This window comes from Bacillus sp. TH22, from assembly GCF_016651015.1.
GTDB lineage: Bacteria > Bacillota > Bacilli > Bacillales > Bacillaceae_G > Bacillus_A > Bacillus_A mycoides.
Genome location: NZ_JAEKER010000001.1, coordinates 3,205,534 through 3,225,587, shown reverse-complemented (window position 1 = coordinate 3,225,587; position 20,054 = coordinate 3,205,534). Strand labels below are relative to the sequence as shown.

10 protein-coding genes and 2 pseudogenes are annotated in these 20,054 nt (G+C 36.2%); 5 read left to right on the top strand and 7 right to left on the bottom strand.

Annotated features, from left to right (window positions below; translation table 11 throughout):
- Positions 1 to 372 precede the first annotated feature (372 nt).
- From JFU18_RS16320 to JFU18_RS16310, 3 genes are all read left to right on the top strand, one after another.
- The gene (locus JFU18_RS16320) at positions 373 to 9,516 is read left to right on the top strand and encodes a SpaA isopeptide-forming pilin-related protein (RefSeq protein WP_201034557.1); all 9,144 of its coding nucleotides are present in this window, start codon (positions 373 to 375) and stop codon (positions 9,514 to 9,516) included.
- A 651-nt stretch (positions 9,517 to 10,167) separates the two neighbouring features.
- Positions 10,168 to 11,568 (top strand): M28 family metallopeptidase, encoded by a 1,401-nt coding sequence (locus tag JFU18_RS16315; protein ID WP_201034558.1) that lies wholly within the window; start codon positions 10,168 to 10,170, stop codon positions 11,566 to 11,568.
- Positions 11,569 to 11,713: 145 nt separating this feature from the next.
- Positions 11,714 to 12,088: a hypothetical protein gene (locus tag JFU18_RS16310; RefSeq protein ID WP_201034559.1), complete on the top strand. Its 375-nt coding sequence runs from the start codon at positions 11,714 to 11,716 to the stop codon at positions 12,086 to 12,088.
- Here the strand turns inward: JFU18_RS16310 and JFU18_RS16305 are convergent.
- From JFU18_RS16305 to JFU18_RS16295, 4 genes and pseudogenes are all read right to left on the bottom strand, one after another.
- A pseudogene (locus tag JFU18_RS16305) lies at positions 12,082 to 12,273 on the bottom strand (hypothetical protein); the annotation flags it as partial. The gene JFU18_RS16310 and the pseudogene JFU18_RS16305 sit on opposite strands and share 7 nt — an antisense overlap.
- 35 nt (positions 12,274 to 12,308) lie before the next feature.
- Positions 12,309 to 12,436: pseudogene (locus JFU18_RS30350) on the bottom strand (RNA polymerase sigma factor); the annotation flags it as partial.
- Positions 12,437 to 12,663: 227 nt separating this feature from the next.
- Positions 12,664 to 14,334: an arginine--tRNA ligase gene (argS, locus tag JFU18_RS16300; protein WP_201034560.1), complete on the bottom strand. Its 1,671-nt coding sequence runs from the start codon at positions 14,332 to 14,334 to the stop codon at positions 12,664 to 12,666.
- A complete protein-coding gene (locus JFU18_RS16295; protein ID WP_002089794.1) occupies positions 14,334 to 14,771 on the bottom strand; it encodes a YwiB family protein in 438 nt (145 codons plus the stop codon). Before JFU18_RS16295 ends, argS begins: the two co-directional genes overlap by 1 nt.
- A 148-nt stretch (positions 14,772 to 14,919) precedes the next feature.
- Between JFU18_RS16295 and JFU18_RS16290 the strand changes: the two genes are divergently transcribed.
- Positions 14,920 to 15,960, top strand: a complete 1,041-nt coding sequence (locus JFU18_RS16290; RefSeq protein WP_201032187.1) for a S66 family peptidase — start codon at positions 14,920 to 14,922, stop codon at positions 15,958 to 15,960.
- A 25-nt stretch (positions 15,961 to 15,985) separates the two neighbouring features.
- Here JFU18_RS16290 and JFU18_RS16285 read toward each other — a convergent pair whose 3' ends face one another.
- Positions 15,986 to 16,348 (bottom strand): YxeA family protein, encoded by a 363-nt coding sequence (locus JFU18_RS16285; protein ID WP_201032188.1) that lies wholly within the window; start codon positions 16,346 to 16,348, stop codon positions 15,986 to 15,988.
- A 238-nt stretch (positions 16,349 to 16,586) separates the two neighbouring features.
- Between JFU18_RS16285 and JFU18_RS16280 the strand changes: the two genes are divergently transcribed.
- The gene (locus JFU18_RS16280) at positions 16,587 to 17,624 is read left to right on the top strand and encodes a PTS sugar transporter subunit IIC (RefSeq protein ID WP_201034561.1); all 1,038 of its coding nucleotides are present in this window, start codon (positions 16,587 to 16,589) and stop codon (positions 17,622 to 17,624) included.
- Between the two features lie 419 nt (positions 17,625 to 18,043).
- Here JFU18_RS16280 and speB read toward each other — a convergent pair whose 3' ends face one another.
- Complete coding sequence (speB, locus tag JFU18_RS16275; protein ID WP_002016350.1) at positions 18,044 to 18,916, bottom strand: agmatinase; 873 nt, start codon at positions 18,914 to 18,916, stop codon at positions 18,044 to 18,046.
- Between the two features lie 218 nt (positions 18,917 to 19,134).
- Positions 19,135 to 19,962: a polyamine aminopropyltransferase gene (speE, locus tag JFU18_RS16270; RefSeq protein WP_000424693.1), complete on the bottom strand. Its 828-nt coding sequence runs from the start codon at positions 19,960 to 19,962 to the stop codon at positions 19,135 to 19,137.
- Positions 19,963 to 20,054: the final 92 nt, after the last annotated feature.

The following is a 20,054-nucleotide window of genomic DNA, read 5'->3' as shown; positions in this document are numbered from 1 at the left end:
TTACCTTTATAACCATTTTTTATCTATTGAAGAATGGTATTCATCAGAAAATAGGTTAAGCAGCTCATTGAATATTTTTTGCATACGCCTATTTTATGGAAATCCACACAACAAATCTCGTCCTATAAAGGTCTGATATCATTCCTTATCAGTATTTATTTCTTCATTTTTTGTCGAAATTTGTATATTAATTCTCTGCATTATTAAAATATACATTTTGTTTTACGTTATATTACTTTGAATATGAATAATTTTGTCAAAGAGCATACGTAGTAAAGGAGGAATCATACAATCCAAAATCCATTGATCCATAATAACTAAGCCCTTCAAAATTCAGTTTTATACAATAGAAGGATTAACAAAGGAGGAACAATGAAAAAACTTTTCAATGCATGTTTAATTATATTCGTACTATTTTCGCAGCTTGCTAGTTTTCCATACAATCAAGTGAGAGCGGAATCCTTAACAGGTAATTCATTATTTGACACTGTTGAAATGAAAGATGCAACTAATCATATTATTGACGAAGCATTAAATCCTAAAAACTTAATAAAGATAGGATCAACCATTCAGTTAGAATATACTTGGTCAATAAAAGATTCTCAAGTTTTACATGCAAACGATACAGCAGTGCTTCAAATACCACTTGCATTAAAAGTATCTAAAGATACGCAAGGAGATTTGGTGGTTGATCAAAAACATATTGGTCAATATTTTGTGACAGCTAAAGATAACAAACTGAAACTAATATTTAATGATCAAGTAGAAACTTCAAAAGATGCTAAAGGTAAAATTAAACTTGAAACTGTATTTAATCCAACTTTAAAAACTGGAGAAAAATCAGTTCAAATCGCTTTTCCTTTAGGAACAATGGTTCATCCTATATCAGTTCCTGTTCAAGTAGAAGATTCTAAAGAAGATGAAACCAAACAGGATACTAATAAACAAGCGCAAGATCCAGCAGCTAAACCTGTTACTGACAATCCGGAACAAAACCCAGCAGCTAAACCTGTTACTGACAATCCGGAACAAAACCCAGCAGCTAAACCTGCTACTGACAATCCGGAGCAAAACCCAGCAGCTAAACCTGCTACTGACAATCCGGAGCAAAATCCAGCAGCTAAACCTGCTACTGACAATCCGGAGCAAAACCCAGCAGCTAAACAAGACACTGACACCCCAGAACAAAATCTAGCAAGCAATCCTGCTGAGAATAAAAATTCAGGTCCAAAGCAAATAACAACAAACATTTTAACGGGTGTAAAGTTAACGGACAAAGACGGAAAACCATTTATAGAGGATAACCGTCCAAGTACAGATTCCCCTGCCAACATTGAGTTTACATGGGAACTTTTAAAATCGATGAATGTAAAAAGTGGAGATTACTATATTTTTGATCTTCCTAAACATTTTAAAATTCACAATACAATTAACAGTCCTTTATACGATAGCGACAACAACCCAATTGGGAACTTTACTGTTACAAAAGAAGGAAAAGTCACGATGACATTCAACGATTATGTTGAAGAACATCCAGATGTTGCTGGTAATCTACAATTAAAGACAGAATTTAATAAAGTTGAAATTAAAGGTACAACAACACAAGAAATTCCTTTCCCAATTAAAGATAAAGATGTTTCTATTACAGTTGACTTTAAGCCTAATGTACAAACAGCTACGAATAAAAAAGGGTTACCTGATAGGCCAATTAATACAAATGAAATTAATTGGACAGTAGAAATAAATAAAACGAAAGATACTCTTAAAAATGCTGTTTTTAAAGATAACATCCCACAAGGTACAAGCTTAAATAAAGATTCTATTAAAGTTTATTATTTAGAAGTTGATGTTAATGGGAACGCAACACGTGGTGCAGAAGCTGATCCAGCAGATTACAAAATCACTTCATCAGATGGTTCAAAATTGGAGATTGCTTTTAAAGATAGCATCAATAAAGCATACCAAATCGAATATGCCACAAAAATCACTGATGAAAATGTAACAAACTTCCAAAATAACGTTGCGATAACGAGTGATAATCAAAAGCAACAAAATGTAAGTGCTACTGTAACGGTTTCTCGTGGTACACATTTAAACAAAACAAGTAAATATGATCCAAAGACGCAAATGATTGAATGGACAATTACTTACAATGGTGATCAAAGAGATATCAAAAAAACAGATGCGCTTTTAAAAGATATTTTTGACAATACACATGAACTCGATGAAAATTCTATTGTCATAAAAAATGCTGCTTATGATGATAAAGGAAAACTTGTGACTGGTGATACTGCTAATAATTACACTGTAAACAAAAAGAACAATGGGTTCGATTTACAATTTAATGAAGATATTAACAGTGCTTATGTAATCACTTATAAAACAAAGCCAACTGATAAAGTCATAAAAGATGGAAAAGTCAAAAATACAGTTACCGCAGATAATGGTTCAAGTAAAGAAAATGAGGCTAGCTTCAAGCAGCAAAACATTATTAAATCTAATAATAAAGCTGAAACAAACTACAAAGACAAAACAACAACTTGGACAATTATAGTAAATAATAACAACTATCCATTAAACAACGCGACCATTACGGATACCTTTGATCATGGTGGATTGCAATTAAAAGATAAGAAACTAGAAATTAAAGACGGAGATTATACTCTTCAAGCTGGGACTGACTATGTTTTAGATGTGACGGATAAAGGTTTCAATATTACTCTTATAGGTACATATCAGTCTAATATGACAAAGACATTAGTCGTAAAATATACTACAGACTTTGATTATACAAAATTAGAAAGTGGCCAAACTTCATTTAAAAATACAGGTAACTTATCTTGGATAGATACCGATTCTAAGCCACAATCAAATAAAGATGCAGCGAATTTTGATCCTGATACTTTCACAAAGGCGAATGGATATAAATACGGTTCTTATAACGCCCAAACAAAGGAAATTACTTGGATAATAGGCTTCAATTATAATAATATTGAGATTAAAGACCCTTATGTTATAGACGTAATAAAAGATAAACAAAAGTTAGTACCAGGATCCATTGAAGTACGTGACATGATTTTAAATGGAAGCCCGGATAATGCAAGACCTGGTAATGCTGTACCAACTGAGCAATATGAACTTGAAGAACCTACAGATAAAAATAACAACACCCTAAAGGTTCATTTCAAACAATCAATTAATTCACCTTATTATATTATCTTTAAAACAAGCCTTGATGGTGAGCTTATCCAAGCTACTTACAACAACGAGGCCGATTTAAAAGATGGCTCTAAAATTGTTAACACTCTTAAAGGTGATGCTCAAGTAAATAAAGGTGGCAGCTTCGTCACAAAAAAAGCTGTACAAGACGACAACTATATTAATTGGAGTATCGCAATTAATGAAAGCCAATCAACCATCACAGACGCGGTTGTAACAGACGATCCAACAGATAATCAAGTGCTTGTGGAAGATTCATTCCACTTATACCCGACTACTGTTGATCCATATGGGAATTTAACAAAAGATACAGCAAATGAATTAAAAAAAGGAACAGACTATAAGTTAACGATCACAACAGACAATAAGACCGGAAAGCAACATTTCGAAATTGCCTTCTTGAAAAAAATTGATCGAGCTTATATTTTAGAATATCGTTCACTTATTAATGCAGACGATAGAGACAAAGTAAGTAATAAAGCGAAAATCGCAGGCAATAAGTTAACAGTAACGAATACGGAAACTACCGAAACGATTGAAGTACGAATGTCTTCCGGTTCGGGCGGAGGATCTGCTACTAAAGGCCGCGGAAACCTTGAAATTATAAAGGTTGATAACGACAATAAGAACGCACCATTGGCCGGAGCAGAATTTACTTTATACGATCGTACAGGGAAAACCGTTATCCGTAAAATAACAACAGACAAAGACGGTATCGCTAAGTTTAATAACTTAAAACGCGATAAATATTTATTAAAAGAAACGAAGGCCCCAGCAGGGTATGTAATTAGCTGGGATTTAAAGCAAGGCAGACTTGTTGAACTTGGTTCACAAGAAACGACAACATACAAACTTAGCAATAAGAAATTCGTTGGTAGAGCTGTACTTACAAAGGTTGATGACCTGAACAATAACGAAACACTTAAAGGTGCAGTTTTCGCCTTACTAGATAGAAATAACAAAGTAATTCCTGGCTACGAAAAATTAACAACTAATGAAAATGGACAAATTACTGTAGATCCATTGAAACCTGGAACTTATCAATTAAAAGAAATCGAAGCTCCAGTTCATTATGATCTAAATAGCCAACCAATCTGGTTTACTGTCTCAGAAGATCAAACAACAGTAATTAATGTAACTGCTAAAAATAGTCTGAAGAAGGGTTCAGTCATCTTAACGAAATTTGATGAGAATAAGAAACTTCTTGAAGGTGCCATTTTTAGCTTACAAGACGAAAAAGGTAAAGTAATCCCTGGCTATGAACAATTAACAACAAATAAAGATGGATATATTGAAGTAAAAGACTTACGTCCTGGCAAATATCAATTTGTTGAGACACAAGCTCCTCTTCATTACGTTACAGACCCGACACCTATTAAGTTTGAAATTGAAAAAGGACAAACAAAGGCGGTCTCTGTCAAAGCAGAAAATAACCTAATTAAAGGTGGCGTCACTTTAACGAAAGTTGATGACGTTGAAGAAAATGTAACTCTTGAAGGTGCGGTATTTAAAATCGTCAATGAAAAAGGCGATACAATTCAACAAAACTTAAAAACAGGATCAGATGGAAAGTTAATCGTTAAAAACTTAGAGCCTGGTAAATATAAATTTATCGAAACAGAAGCTCCTAAGTACTATGAATTAAATAAAGAACCGATTGATTTCACTATTGAAAAAAGTCAAACCTCCTTCGTTTCTGTTACTGCAAAGAACAGTTTAACGAAAGGTGACGCTGAATTAGTAAAAGTTGATAACGTTGATAAGAAAGAATCCCTAGAAGGTGCAGTCTTCAAGGTTATTGACGAACACGGAAAAGATGTTCGTACTGACTTAACTACAGATGCTGAAGGGAAAATTAAGGTTTCTGATTTACGTCCTGGCAAATATCAATTTGTTGAAACACAGGCTCCTGAGCATTATAAACTAAGCACAGAACCTATCAACTTCACAATTGAGAAGGGCCAAAAAGAAATCATCACTGTTACAGCAGAAAATCGTTTAGTACCGGGTAATGTTGAACTATTAAAAGTGGATGATGTGGATGGAAATGCTCTTGAAGGAGCAGTCTTCAAGATCGTTGACGAAAACGGAAAAGATGTTCATATGAACCTTATTACTAACAAAGAAGGTAAAATAGCTGTTTCTGGACTACGTCCTAGTAAATATCAGTTCATCGAAACAAAAGCTCCTGAACACTATGATTTAAACAAGAAACCGATTGATTTCACTATCGAGAAAAGTCAAACCGCTACAAAATCTATTACAGCTACAAACACCTTAACTAAAGGCGGTATCGAATTAACGAAAGTAGATTCTTTAAACGATAAAGAAAAACTTGAAGATGCCGTATTTAAAATCGTTAACGACAAAGATGAAGACGTTCATACAAACCTTACTACTGATAAAGAGGGAAAATTAGTAGTAAAAGATTTACGTCCTGGCAAATACAAAATTGTCGAAACAAAAGCTCCTATTTACTACGATGTAAATATAGAGCCTATTGAATTTACAATTGAAAAGAGTCAAAAAGAACTCCTTCCACTTACATTTAAAAATAGCTTGACGAAAGGTAAAGTCAAACTAATTAAAGAAGATGATGTGGAAAGCAATATAACTCTTGCTGGTGCGGTATTCACATTACAAGACGCAACTGGCAAGGAAATTATGAAAGATTTAACAACAGATGAAAACGGAATATTAGTTATTCCTGATTTAGCACCAGGGGATTATCAATTTATTGAAACAGCTGCCCCTGAACATTATAAATTAGATCAAACACCTATTAAGTTCACGATTAAAAAAGGTAACGAGGCAGATTTACCTGTACCTGTCACTGTAAAAAATAGTTTACTTACAGGTGGCGTCACTTTAACAAAAGTAGATGACGTTGATGGCACTACACTTGAAGGTGCGGAATTTATAATCGTTGACGCTCATGACACTAAAAAGGTAATTCGCAAAGGCTTAACGACTGATGAGAACGGTATAGTTACCGCTTCTGATTTACGTCCGGGAGATTATCAATTTATTGAAGTAAAAGCTCCAAAAGACTATGACTTAAGCAAAGACCCTATTCCGTTCACTATCGGAAAAAGTCAAAAAGAAAATATTACCGTTACTGCTAAAAACAGCTTAACGAAAGGTGCTGTCACTTTAACAAAAATCGATGACATCGATCGTACGATGCTGAAAGGCGCAATCTTTAAAATCGTTGACATGGACGGTAAGGAAGTTCATACAAACCTTGTTACAGACGACAACGGCGAAATTTCTGTTTCTGACTTACGCCCTGGAGACTATCAATTTATTGAAACAAAGGCTCCTGAACATTATGTGTTAGACGGAACACCGATTCCATTTACAATTGAAAGAAGTCAAACGAAAAAGATCACTGTTACAGGTAAAAATACTTTAAAAAAGGGTAGCGTTGAATTAACTAAAATTGACGATATTAATATCGATACAAAACTTGCTAACGCTGTATTTAATTTATTAGATGCAGACGGAGAGCTAGTTGAAGAAAGCTTAAAAACAAATAGTGAAGGAAAAATTGTTGTTGAAAATCTACGTCCTGGTACGTATCAATTCGTTGAGACAACAGCTCCTGAACATTACGATTTAGATAAAAAGCCTATCGTATTTACAATTAAGAAAAGCCAAATTGAAACTCTTCATGTTACGGCTACGAATGCTTTAACAAAGGGTGCAATTGAACTTTCTAAAGTAGATAATGTTGATGGCACTACTCTTGAAGGTGCGGTATTCAAAATCGTTAATATGAATGGTGATGTAATTCATACAGACCTTGTTACAAATGAACAAGGGAAAATCAAAGTTAAAGACCTACGTCCTGGTGATTACCAATTCATCGAAACGAAAGCTCCAAAGCATTACGTTTTAGATGAAACACCTATCAGTTTCACTATCGAAAAAGGACAGAAAAAAGCTATTTCTTTAACTGCTGAAAATAGCTTACAACAAGGTAGTATCGAACTACTTAAAGTTGATGATCTAAACGATCAAACAAAACTTGCTAATGCTGTATTTGATTTACTGGATCAAAACGGTACGTTGCTTCAAAAAGATTTAAAAACAAATGATGAAGGAAAAATCGTTGTTGAGAACCTACGTCCTGGCACGTATCAATTTGTCGAAACAACAGCTCCTAAACATTACGATTTAGATAAAAAACCTATCGTATTTACAATTGAGAAAAGCCAAGTAAGTATCGCTACTGTTACTATGAAAAATAGCTTAACAAAAGGCGGCGTGGAACTTTCTAAAGTGGATGACGTCGATGGCACTACTCTTGAGGGCGCAGCATTTAAAATTGTTAATATGAATGGCGATGTGATTCGCAAAGATCTTATCACGAATCAACAAGGTAAAATTAGCGTTTCTGACCTGCGTCCTGGTGATTATCAATTTATCGAGACAACAGCGCCGAAACACTACGATTTAAATAAAGAACCAATTCCATTCACAATCGAAAAAGGACAAGCTGAACCTATTTCTGTTACTGCTAAAAACAGTTTAACGAAAGGTGCAGTCGAGCTTTCTAAAGTAGATGATATTGATGGTACTGTCCTTAAAGGTGCTGTATTTAAAATTGTTGATATGAACGGTAATGATGTTCGCACTGATCTTACGACAGATGCATATGGTAAAGTTGCTGTTCCTGATTTACGTCCGGGAGACTACCAGTTTATTGAAACGAAAGCTCCTGAACACTATAAATTAAATGATACACCAATTAAATTTGCAGTTAAGAAAAGCCAAAAAGAACAGCTGCAAGTTACTGCTACTAACAGCTTAACTGAAGGTGCTGTAGAGTTAATTAAAGTAGATGATGTAAACCCAGATACAAAACTTTCTGGTGCGGTATTTAACATCGTTGATGCGAAAGGTAAAGTTGTTCGCACAAATTTAACTACTGATGAACACGGGAAAGTTTCTGCTTCCAATTTACGACCGGGAGATTATCAATTCGTAGAAACGACAGCTCCTAAAGATTATGATTTAAATAAAACACCGATTCCTTTCACTATCGAGAAAAGCCAATCAACTCGAGTTTCTGTTACTGCTAAAAATGGCTTAACAAAGGGTGGCGTGGAATTAACGAAAGTTGACTCTTTAGATGCGAAAGAAACGCTGGAAGGTGCGGTATTTAAAATTACTGATCTGAACGGTAACGACATTCGTACAAATTTAGTTACCGATAAAGATGGAAAAATCATCGCTAAAGACTTACAACCTGGAGACTATCAATTTATTGAAACGAAAGCTCCGAAACATTATGACTTAAATGAAGATCCGATTAAGTTCACAATTGAAAGAAGTCAAACAAAACATGTCTTCGTTACAGCTACAAATAGCTTAACGAAAGGTAGTGTGGAGTTAATTAAAATTGACGATGTTGAAGAAAACACAACACTTGAGGGTGCGGTATTTAAAATTGTTAATAAGGATGGACACGATGTTCGTACTGATTTAACTACTGATAAAGATGGGAAAATTAGCGTTTCTGATTTACGTCCAGGAGACTATCAATTCGTTGAAACGAAAGCTCCTACTGGCTATGATTTAAGTGCTAAGCCAATTCCTTTCACAATTACGAAGGGACAATCTGGGGTTACCTCTGTTAAAGCTTTAAATAACTTAACAACAGGTTCAATTGAGTTAACTAAAGTTGATATTGATCACCGTGGAACACTTGAAGGTGCCATTTTCAATATCTTAGACTACGATGGAAAAATAATCCGCGAAGGCCTAAAAACAGACAGGCACGGTAAATTAATCGTAAATGATTTGAAACCTGGTAATTATCAATTAGTGGAAACAAAGGCTCCTGAAGGCTATCAATTAGATGCTTCACCGATAAGCTTTACAATTGAAAAAGCTCAAGCTACACCACTACAAATTACAGTTTCAAATAAGAAGATCGAATCTTCACCAGGTGGAGATGATAAACCAATTACTCCTCCAAATAAAGATGAGAAACCAGGAAAAGAAACTTCCGAAGAAGTAGAAAAAGGAAATCCTGAGACTCACGGAAAAGAAACTTCCGAAGAACTAGAAAAGGGAAATCCTGAGACTCACGGAAAAGAAACTTCCGAGGAACTAGAAAAAGGAAATCCTGAAACACAGACAAACAAACAGCAAGATGATCAAAATACAGATAAAAAACTTCCAAATACAGGTCATAAAGAAGATCATACACAAGCAGCAGGTATCGTTCTTCTACTGGCTGGATTGTTAAGTATTTTAGCCACAAAACGTAAAAAACAGTATAAATAATATATTTTACAGCCAATCAATTTATTAATTGATTGGCTGTTTTTTTTTGTGCAAAAAAGACGATACATAAAGTATCGTCTTTTTAACGGGGTGAGGCTGTCCAAAAGTACGGAAAACTCTTGAACAGCCTCGTATTTTCATATGGATGCCTTACATATATCACTGATGATAATTATGAAATGCGGAAACATAGTTACCATCATATGATTGAAACAAAACAAAAGAAAAGAAATCCTATAACGGATCTCTTTTCCCTACATAATCTAAAGTTTGGGTACACTAGATTCATGCAATGTAGGAGCCTTCAAAACAGAAAGCGATCCTTCATTTAAAATGATAGCATACATATATCCGCTGAAAATATGCAAATGTGCATATAGCGTTTTTATTTCTCAATATATATTTATTGAAAATTCAGATATATAAAGGTAAGATAAAGTGAAACTTTAATCAGTGAGGGTTTTGTCCATCCCTCATTGATTATTAGCTCACACCAATCGGGCTTTTACGAGCAGCCCGACTCCCATCTAACTTCTTTGCTTTACAGCTGAATTTTGAGAAGGGGGTTCTACTGCCCAAAAATAGCGGGATATAGTCGTTATCCGTCTTCTTTTGTCAGTCAGAGAGAATAGAAGAATGGGAGAGGAAAAAATGAGAAAATCACTGAAACAAAAAATAGTAAGCTCCTTGCTTGCTGTATCACTCGCCGTTAGCTTAGCTCCAATCGGGCAAGCAAAAGCTAATTCCACGTCAGAAATTACACAGACTCCACCTATTACAAAACAAGTTGATGCAAACCGCGCCATCGAGCATATCCGTTTCTTATCCGAAACAATCGGTCCCCGTCCGGGTGGTACAAAATCAGAAGAATGGGCTTCTCGTTATGTTGGTATGAAGCTTAAATCAATGGGATATGAAGTAGAGTATCAGCCCTTTCAAGTGCCGGATCAATACGTTGGATTTATCGAATCACCATTAGGGACAAAGCGTAATTGGCAAGCTGGTGCTGCTCCAAATGCACTAATTTCTACAGAAGCTGTTACAGCTCCGCTTATCTTTGTTCAAGGTGGTACAAAATTAGACGATATTCCAAATGAGGTAAACGGAAAAATTGTTTTATTCGAAAGAGCTGCAACCGTAGCAGATTATAATAAACAGGTTGAAAATGCTGTTAGTAAAGGGGCAAAAGGTGTTCTTTTATACAGCTTAATTGGCGGACGCGGAAACTATGGACAAACTTTCAATCCTCGCTTAACTAAAAAACAGGCTATCCCTGTCTTCGGTCTTGCTTATGCTCAAGGAAATGCATTTAAAGAAGAACTCGCTAAAAAAGAGACAACAATTCTTTCCCTAAAAGCGAGACATGAATCTAATTTAACATCCTTAAATGTCATCGCTAAAAAGAAACCCAAAAATAGCACAGGTAATGAAAAGGCTGTCGTTGTAAGTTCACACTACGATAGTGTCGTTGGAGCACCTGGGGCAAATGATAATGCTTCTGGTACAGGATTAGTATTAGAACTGGCTCGTGCTTTTCAAAATGTAGAAACTGATAAAGAAGTTCGTTTTATTGCTTTTGGTTCTGAGGAAACTGGCTTACTTGGCTCTGATTATTATGTTAATAGTCTGTCCCAAAAGGAACGTGATCGAATTTTAGGTGTCTTTAACGCAGACATGGTTGCAACAAATTATGATAAAGCAAAAAATTTATATGCAATGACTCCTGATGGCTCAACAAACCTTGTAACAGATGCTGCCTTACAAGCAGGTAAACAATTAAATAATGATCTCGTTCTCCAAGGAAAATTTGGCTCTAGTGATCACGTACCATTTGCTGAAGTGGGTATTCCTTCTGCACTATTTATTTGGATGGGCGTCGATAGTTGGAATCCATTAATCTATCATATCGAAAAGGTATATCACACGCCTCAAGATAATGTATTAGAAAACATTTCTCCTGAACGTATGAAAATGGCATTGGAAGTTATCGGAACTGGTGTTTATAACACCCTTCAAAAACCTGTTGCTCAAACTGAACAGAAAGCTGCTTAATCATTTAAAAGACCACTGATTTAATTAGTGGTCTTTTATTGAGAAAAAATATATATGCATAAAAGCATATTTTTTCCTATTCATTATCGTATACAATATTAACTGTAACAAAAATGATTACAACTAATAAGGAGGCTTTTCTACTATGAAAAATATGATTTTAGCCGGCGCATTAACTTTAACAGGAATTACTGGCGCTACCGCGTTTATTCCTGAAGCAAAAGTCGCTGCTGCCGCTCAAGAACAAAGCTTTACAAAATTTTATTCTTTGCAAACTGGAGCTAGTTCTGAACAAGAACCTATTTTCCTTCAAAAGGGACAAGAGCTAACAATTCAACCTAACAGCAAAACTCCTAGTTACAGTGTTTATGACTCAAATCATAACCTTATTGGGCGTTATTCTGATGGTTACGGCCGAATTTTCACTGCAAAAACAGATGGAAATATGTACGTTCAATTTCATGCACCTTTCGTTTACTACAGTCCTGTTAGCTTTTCTGTTACTTATACTATTCAATAGAAAAGAGGTCCTTTACAGGGCCTCTTTTCTTTCTCTTTCCAATTTATTTTTACAAATCCAACTTTCACCATTACACCACTTATATTAAACACATACTTTTCATTTGCTTTTAATGTAACTGTAAAAACACCTTTTTTCGATTCACAGATCTCCTTCAACTCTTTTATCCCTTCCCCTTGTCTTTCGTTTTCGCTAATTTATAGCATAGGGAATATATTTACTTATATATATCAATTAATTCTTCTACCTTTTCTTCCATCTTAAACCTCCTGTCATTTATATAAGACGACGCAAATTCTCCTTTTGTTTGATAATTTTTTTATTACCTCCATACAAAAAGGCAATCACAACATCGTGTGATTGCCTTTTATTTAAAGCGAGCTCTGCCTCCCAATCCCTTCCGTCTAAGAACCTTAGCCTTCGGGACTAAACAGTCGGCTCCGCTTTTCTTTATGTCCAGCTCCAGCGGCTAGAATACTCGGTGGCTTCGCGCCTTCCTCCGAGGCAAAGTACGCCTCTCTGTCAGGAGCTCCATCCACCTCCTATTCTAAACGAGCCGCTTCCGCTCTTCTTAATTACATTTTTTCTGGTGCAGATACTCCTACGATTGCTAATGAGTTTTGAAGTGTAGTGCGTACTGCTTTCATTAATTCGTAACGAGCTTTACTTAATTCTAAGTTATCTTGGTTTAATACTTTTTCTGCATTGTAGAAGCTGTGTAATGCTGCAGCTAATTCAAATGCATAGCTTGTAATGCGGTGTGGCAAACGTTTTTGCGCTGCATCCGCAACTACAGCCGGGAATTCACCAAGTTTTTTCAGTAACTCTACTTCTTTCTCAGAAGTAACAAGTTTGTAATTTACGTCTCCGCCTGTAGCTAATCCTAACTCTTCACCTTGACGAAGGATACTGCATACACGAGCATGTGCATATTGTGCATAGTATACTGGGTTTTCATTAGATTTTGATACAGCTAAGTCCATATCGAAGTCTAAATGAGAATCACCGCTACGCATTGCGAAGAAGTATCGCATTGCGTCCACGCCTACTTCTTCCATAAGCTCACGAAGTGTAACTGCTTTACCTGTACGCTTACTCATTTTCATTTTTTCACCATTTTGGTACAGTTGTACCATTTGGATGATTTCTACTTCAAGTGTTTCTTTATCGTAACCTAGTGCTTGAATAGCAGCTTTCATACGAGGAATGTAACCGTGGTGGTCAGCACCCCAAATGTTGATTAGCTTATCGAAACCACGCTCTAATTTATCACGGTGATAAGCGATATCTGGCGTTAAGTATGTGTAAGAACCGTCATTTTTAATTAATACACGGTTTTTGTCGTCACCGTAAGTCATTGAACGGAACCAAGTTGCTCCGCCTTCTTCAAAGATTTCGTCACGCTCTTTTAATACAGCAAGAGCCTGATCAATTTTTCCGTTTTTGTATAATGATGTTTCTGAGAACCACACATCGAAGTTAACACGGAAGCTTGCTAAATCTTTTTGAAGTTTTGCTAACTCATATTTTAAACCGTATGAACGATAGAATTCATAGCTTTCTTCTACATCAGCTTTTGCATAACGATCGCCAAACTCTTCAGCTAAGCGTTTACCGATTCCAATGATGTCCGCACCATGGTAACCGTCTTCTGGCATTTCTTTCTCTAAACCTAAAGCTTGCATGTAACGAGCTTCAACAGAAAGAGCTAAGTTATGAATTTGGTTACCAGCATCATTAATGTAGTACTCACGAGATACATCATATCCTGCTTTTGCTAATACGTTACATAAAGTGTCACCTACTGCCGCACCACGTGCATGTCCTAAGTGAAGATCACCTGTTGGATTCGCAGATACGAACTCAATTTGTACTTTTTCACCTTTACCAGTATTCGTTTCACCGTATGCTTCACCAGCATTGACGATTGTTGGGATTAAGTCTGTTAAGTAGCTATTATCCATGTAGAAGTTAATGAAACCAGGACCAGCGATTTCAATTTTTTCAATAGAAGCTTTTGCTTTATCGAAGTTTGCAACTAAGTCTTCTGCAATCATACGAGGTGCTTTTTTCGCAACGCGTGCAAGTTGCATTGCCATATTTGTAGAGAAGTCACCATTTGTTTTATCTTTTGGAGATTCTAATACAACGTTTGGAATTTGTTCTTCTGTCGCTAGTTCTGCCTTTAATACAGCAGCTTGAATTTCTTCTTTAATCAATCCTTTTACTTGTTCTAAAGAATTCATTATTTTGCCTCCTTCAAATTAAGTGTAATTGTATATCTGCCAGCTTCTTGTTCACTTAGAAGCAATGCGTACGTTAAGAAGAGTTGTCCTTTTTTCTTTTCATCCGACCATTTAAAAAGAACGTTATCAGTTTTCGTTTGCAATGCAAACGTACCAAGTTCACTCGTATACGTACCAGTTGTCCATTCACCTTTCACATGCGTCTGACGCATAGAAATAGCACCTGAACGCATAATGAGAACTTGTTCATCTTGAATTTTAATAATTGTTTTCACTTCGCCTTGTTCGTTCGGCTCTTGGAATGTTATATATGTACCTTGACCTTTTACATAGTATTGACCATTTGCTTCAAAAGCAACGGTTTCCTTCCTCGCCCCTTCACGGATTTCTGTTACGAAATGAACGTGTACCGGCAAGCCTGCAAGTTGTTTCTTCACGTCTTGCACACCCTTCAAATGTTATAGATATTAAATACTACTTATAATAAATCACTTTTCCTATCATATCAAAAAAAGACTCTGTCTGTCTGCTGAAAAATCAGGAAAACTCCTTTTCAAAAAATAATTCACCTTCACTTTATTTCATATGTTAAAATATTTTTTAAATCTAAATATTCTTTCATTTCAAAGGGGGAATTTGGTGCTACTAACAAAATTAAAAAAAGGTGATGAAATAAGGATTATTTCACCATCTTGCAGTTTAAGTATTGTCTCAAATGAAAACAGAGACCTTGCTATAAAAAGATTAACCGACATAGGCTTTCAAGTTACATTTTCAAAATATGCTGATGAGATAGATCGATTCGCTTCCTCTTCTATTTCTTCACGAGTTCAAGACCTCCACGAAGCATTTAGAGATCCTAATGTAAAAGCCATTTTGACGACACTTGGAGGATACAACTCTAATGGTTTATTGAAACATCTCGATTATGATTTAATTCGAGAAAATCCGAAAATTTTCTGCGGTTATTCTGATATTACCGCTTTAAGTAACGCGATTTATGCTAAAACAGGCTTAGTTACATATTCAGGTCCTCACTTCTCTTCATTTGGAATGGAGAAAGGGCTCGATTATACGACCGATTACTTTTTAAAGTGCTTAACTTCTCATGAACCTATTGAAATACTACCAGCTGAAACTTGGAGCGATGACTCTTGGTATATGGATCAAGAAAATCGAGGATTTATTAAAAATGAAGGATATGTTTCAATTCAAGAAGGGGAAGCGATAGGAGATATTATTGGTGGCAATATGAGCACATTTAATTTACTGCAAGGTACACCATATATGCCAAGCTTACAGGGCAAAATTTTATTTCTTGAAGAGGATAGTTTAACAGGAAAATCTACCCTAAAAACTTTTGATCGATATTTACATTCTCTTATGCAGCAACCTGACTTTGAACATGTAAAAGGCATTGTTATAGGACGAATGCAAAAAGGAGCAGAATGTACGATAGAAGACATTCAAGAAATGATTGCTTCAAAGCCTGAACTTACACATATACCTATCATTGCAAATACAAGTTTCGGACATACAACTCCTATTTTTACTTTCCCAATTGGCGGAAGGGTAAAAATCATTTCTAATAAAGAAAGTTCAGCTATCACCATTTTAACGCACTAAAAAAGGAGCGAACGATTTGCTCCTTTTATGGTTTTTCTATTTTTTGCAACGCTTTTTGCGGGATTGATTCTTTCGAGATTTCAGCCCATCCTTTTCCCTGCATACCTTTTGCATAAATTTTTATAAAAGCACCCGTATGCAATTCACGGTTCACCATTCTTTTAATAACTTGTAACTTTCCATCTTCTGTATACCCTTTAAATGTATACAAATATTCATCGTCTTTTTTTTCACTTTTATCTATAACAGCATAATAATCTTGTATTTCTTTATTTGAAAAGAAGTTGTCTACAAAAGCATGCATACCTTCTGTTTTCGTGTTTAAATAATATGCTGTTCCTCCTAAAATAATGGCGAACACAGCTAAAACTTTAATTACCAATTTCATAAATGCGCCTCCTGTTTGCACTTCTTTCTTTCTCACTAACTGTCTGTCTATACCTGTATTATACGAAAAAAGGCATACTATACTCTATCGAAATGCCTTACACTTTCCTTACATTATTGTAAGAGTTTTTCACCTTACAGCAATTTCCCAATAAAATTTTTTTCCGTTTAACAAACTTTTATATTATTATTGAATGATACAAATTTTTATTACAAAAATCAAAGGAGACAGTTTTCAAATGGCTATCTTGCAAGGTTTAGCACTATTACTTGTTGTACTTTGTCTATTTACACTTTTCAGTTACCGTGCGCCTTACGGAATGAAAGCAATGGGCGCTTTAGCTAATGCAGCAATCGCAAGTTTTCTTATTGAAGCATTTCACCGTTATATTGGTGGAGAAATGTTTCATAATGACTTTTTACAATCAGTAGGAGAAGCTTCTGGTAGTATGAGCGGTGTCGCAGCGGCAATTTTAGTCGCATTAGCAATCGGTGTTTCACCCGTATACGCTGTTTTAATCGGTATAGCTACTAGTGGATTCGGTATTTTACCAGGATTTTTTGCTGGATACGTTTGTGCTTTCGTCGTGAAATTTCTCGAAAAGAAATTACCAGCTGGTGTAGAATTTTTAGCAATTCTATGTATTGCCGCACCAATTTCACGCGGAATGGCCATGCTTATGGATCCACTCGTTAACGCAACACTCGGTAAAATCGGTTCTATGATTTCAGTTGCAACTACAGAAAGTCCTATCATTATGGGTATTATGCTTGGTGGATTAATAACAGTTATTTCTACATCTCCATTAAGTTCTATGGCACTAACTGCAATGCTTGGATTAACTGGTTTACCAATGGCAATTGGTAGTCTTGCCGTAGCAGCTTCTGCCCCAATGAACTTCATTTTCTTTAAGCGACTAAAAATCTGTTCAAAGAAAGATACAATCGCCGTGGCAATCGAGCCGTTAACACAGGCCGATGTTGTCTCAGCAAATCCAATTCCTATCTATATGACAAACTTTGTTGGCGGTGCGCTTGCCGGTATTATTACGTCGCTATTCCAGCTCGTTAATAATGCACCAGGGACAGCATCACCAATTCCAGGACTTCTCGTACTGTTCGGATTTAATGATATAATAAAAGTAACGATTGCTGCCGTATTATGTGGAATCGTTACCACTATTGTTGGATACGTCGGTTCCATTGTGTTCCGCAAATATCCAATCCGTTCTGCTGATGAAATTCGCGGAATTACTTCGGAAGAGAAAGTTGCGTAAAGAAAGGGAGCTATTCTCATCGTTTGAGAATAGCTCTTTTTTATGTCGCTTGACGGTAAGTAAAATTATATTGAACACAACTCCGCATATATCGACTTAACTACTAAATAAGACAATAATAACCTACCTATTAATAAAAGAAGCCGGCTCAAAACACTTTTTGAGTCGGCTTCACTTTTACTTTATCCAGCTACAGCGGCTAGAATGATCGGTGGCTTCGCTTCTTCCTTCGAGGCAAAAAACGCCTCTACGTCTGAAGCTCCATCCCCCTCACATTCTGAGCGAGCCGCTTGCGCTTTTATTTTATCCAGCTACAGCAGCTAGAATCTCCGGCCATTTCACACTCTCGTTCGAAGCCAAAAGCGCTTCTCGGTCGAGCGTTCCAATGACCTGCGATTCTGAGCGAGCTGCCTACGCTTTTATTTAACCCAACCGAGCAGCATTTCCCGCACGAATTTGCTTGCTGCGATTGGTGTTTGATCACTATGATCGTAGACTGGAGCTACTTCTACTAAGTCTGCTCCGACTACTTTTATATTTGAATTTGCAATTGCTACGATGGACTCTAATAGTTCTTTAGATGTGATACCTCCAGCTTCTAATGTTCCTGTTCCAGGAGCGTGAGCTGGGTCTAATACGTCGATGTCAATTGTGACATAGACTGGGCGTCCTGCAAGTTTCGGTAATACTTCCTTTAACGGTTCTAATACGTCAAATTTATATAAGTTCATACCTACTTCTTTTGCCCATTCGAATTCTTCCTTCATTCCAGAACGAATACCGAAAGAATATACGTTTTCCGGACCAATTAAATCGCACACTTTACGAATTGGTGTAGAGTGGGATAAAGGCTCTCCCTCATATGACTCACGTAAGTCAGTATGAGCATCCATATGGATGATTGCTAAATCCGGATATTTTTTTGCCATTGCCTTAAAAATTGGCCAAGACACTAAGTGCTCTCCGCCGAGACCTAGTGGAAACTTACCGGCATCTAATAGTTTTGTTACATATTCTTCAATCATGTCTATGCTGCGCTGTGGATTCCCAAATGGTAATGGGATATCACCCGCATCAAAATATTTTACCTCTTCTAGTTCACGATCTAAATACGGACTATATTCTTCAAGACCGATTGATACTTCACGAATACGTGCAGGGCCAAAGCGAGATCCTGGACGGAAACTTACTGTCCAATCCATAGGCATCCCGTAAATAACTGCCTCTGACTCTTCAAAACTTGGATGACTTTTAATAAATACTTTACCTGAATAAGCTTCATCAAAACGCATATTCTTTTCCTCCTTATGTGGAACTTAAGGTATCCCAACCTTTCACTATTTCTCAAATTTGGAGCGCATTGCTCCTCTTTCTCGATTTACCTGGGCCTTCTTGTTATCACAAGAAGACTACTTCATTTGTAGCAGTGTAAGTAACTAGCATGTTCAAGCCTTCTAGACAAACACCTTAAATGAGTTACTTACACTTTATTTATTTCAATTTAACGCTCTTACTTAATTAAATCGCCAACAAATTTCGGTAATGCGAATGCTGCATTGTGTAATTCTTTTGTGTAATATTTCGTTTCGATTTCATGGAAACGCTCTTCACTTACTTCTAATGGATCATGTTTTTTAGATCCGATTGTGAACGTCCAAAGTCCACTTGGATACGTCGGAATGTTTGCTGTGTATAGACGAGTAATTGGGAAAATCTCTTTTACGTCTTTAAACACAGTTGTAATTAGTTCTGGTGTAAACCAAGGGTTGTCCGTTTGAGCAACGAAAATACCATCTTCTTTTAACGCTTTAGAAATTCCAGCGTAGAAGCCTTTTGTAAATAGGTTTACTGCTGGGCCTACTGGCTCAGTAGAATCTACCATAATTACGTCATATTCGTTTTCGCTTTCTGCGATGTGTAGGAAACCGTCTCCTACTTTTACTTCTACACGCTCATCATCTAATGCGCCTGCAATTGATGGTAAGTATTGTTTAGAGTACTCAATTACTTTTCCATCAATTTCAACAAGAGTTGCTTTCTTTACGCTTGGGTGTTTTAATACTTCACGAATAACACCACCATCGCCACCGCCTACTACTAATACGTTTTCAGGGTTTGGATGTGTAAATAAAGGTACGTGCGCTACCATTTCATGATAAACGAACTCGTCCTTTTCTGTTGTCATAACCATGCCATCTAAAATAAGCATGTTTCCGAACTCTTCCGTTTCAACCATATCAAGTTTTTGGAATTCTGTTTGCTCCGTATGTAATGTGCGGTTAATACGCGCCGTAATTCCAAAATGCTTTGTTTGTTTTTCAGTGAACCATAGTTCCATCGTACAATCACGCCTTTCAATGCAAATTTATAATAGGGACATCATTAATGTCCCCTAACAAAAATAAAACAAAACATCCAAAAAGTATAGTT

Bases quoted from the DNA above. Each gene is read 5' to 3' on its own strand.
- speE (WP_000424693.1), bottom strand. From the start codon at position 19,962: ATGGAACTATGGTTCACTGAAAAACAAACAAAGCATTTTGGAATTACG.
- JFU18_RS16285 (WP_201032188.1), bottom strand. From the start codon at position 16,348: ATGAAATTGGTAATTAAAGTTTTAGCTGTGTTCGCCATTATTTTAGGA.
- JFU18_RS16315 (WP_201034558.1), top strand. From the start codon at position 10,168: ATGAGAAAATCACTGAAACAAAAAATAGTAAGCTCCTTGCTTGCTGTA.
- JFU18_RS16290 (WP_201032187.1), top strand. From the start codon at position 14,920: ATGTTAAAATATTTTTTAAATCTAAATATTCTTTCATTTCAAAGGGGG.
- speB (WP_002016350.1), bottom strand. From the start codon at position 18,916: ATGCGTTTTGATGAAGCTTATTCAGGTAAAGTATTTATTAAAAGTCAT.
- argS (WP_201034560.1), bottom strand. From the start codon at position 14,334: ATGAATTCTTTAGAACAAGTAAAAGGATTGATTAAAGAAGAAATTCAA.
- JFU18_RS16280 (WP_201034561.1), top strand. From the start codon at position 16,587: ATGGCTATCTTGCAAGGTTTAGCACTATTACTTGTTGTACTTTGTCTA.
- JFU18_RS16310 (WP_201034559.1), top strand. From the start codon at position 11,714: ATGAAAAATATGATTTTAGCCGGCGCATTAACTTTAACAGGAATTACT.
- JFU18_RS16320 (WP_201034557.1), top strand. From the start codon at position 373: ATGAAAAAACTTTTCAATGCATGTTTAATTATATTCGTACTATTTTCG.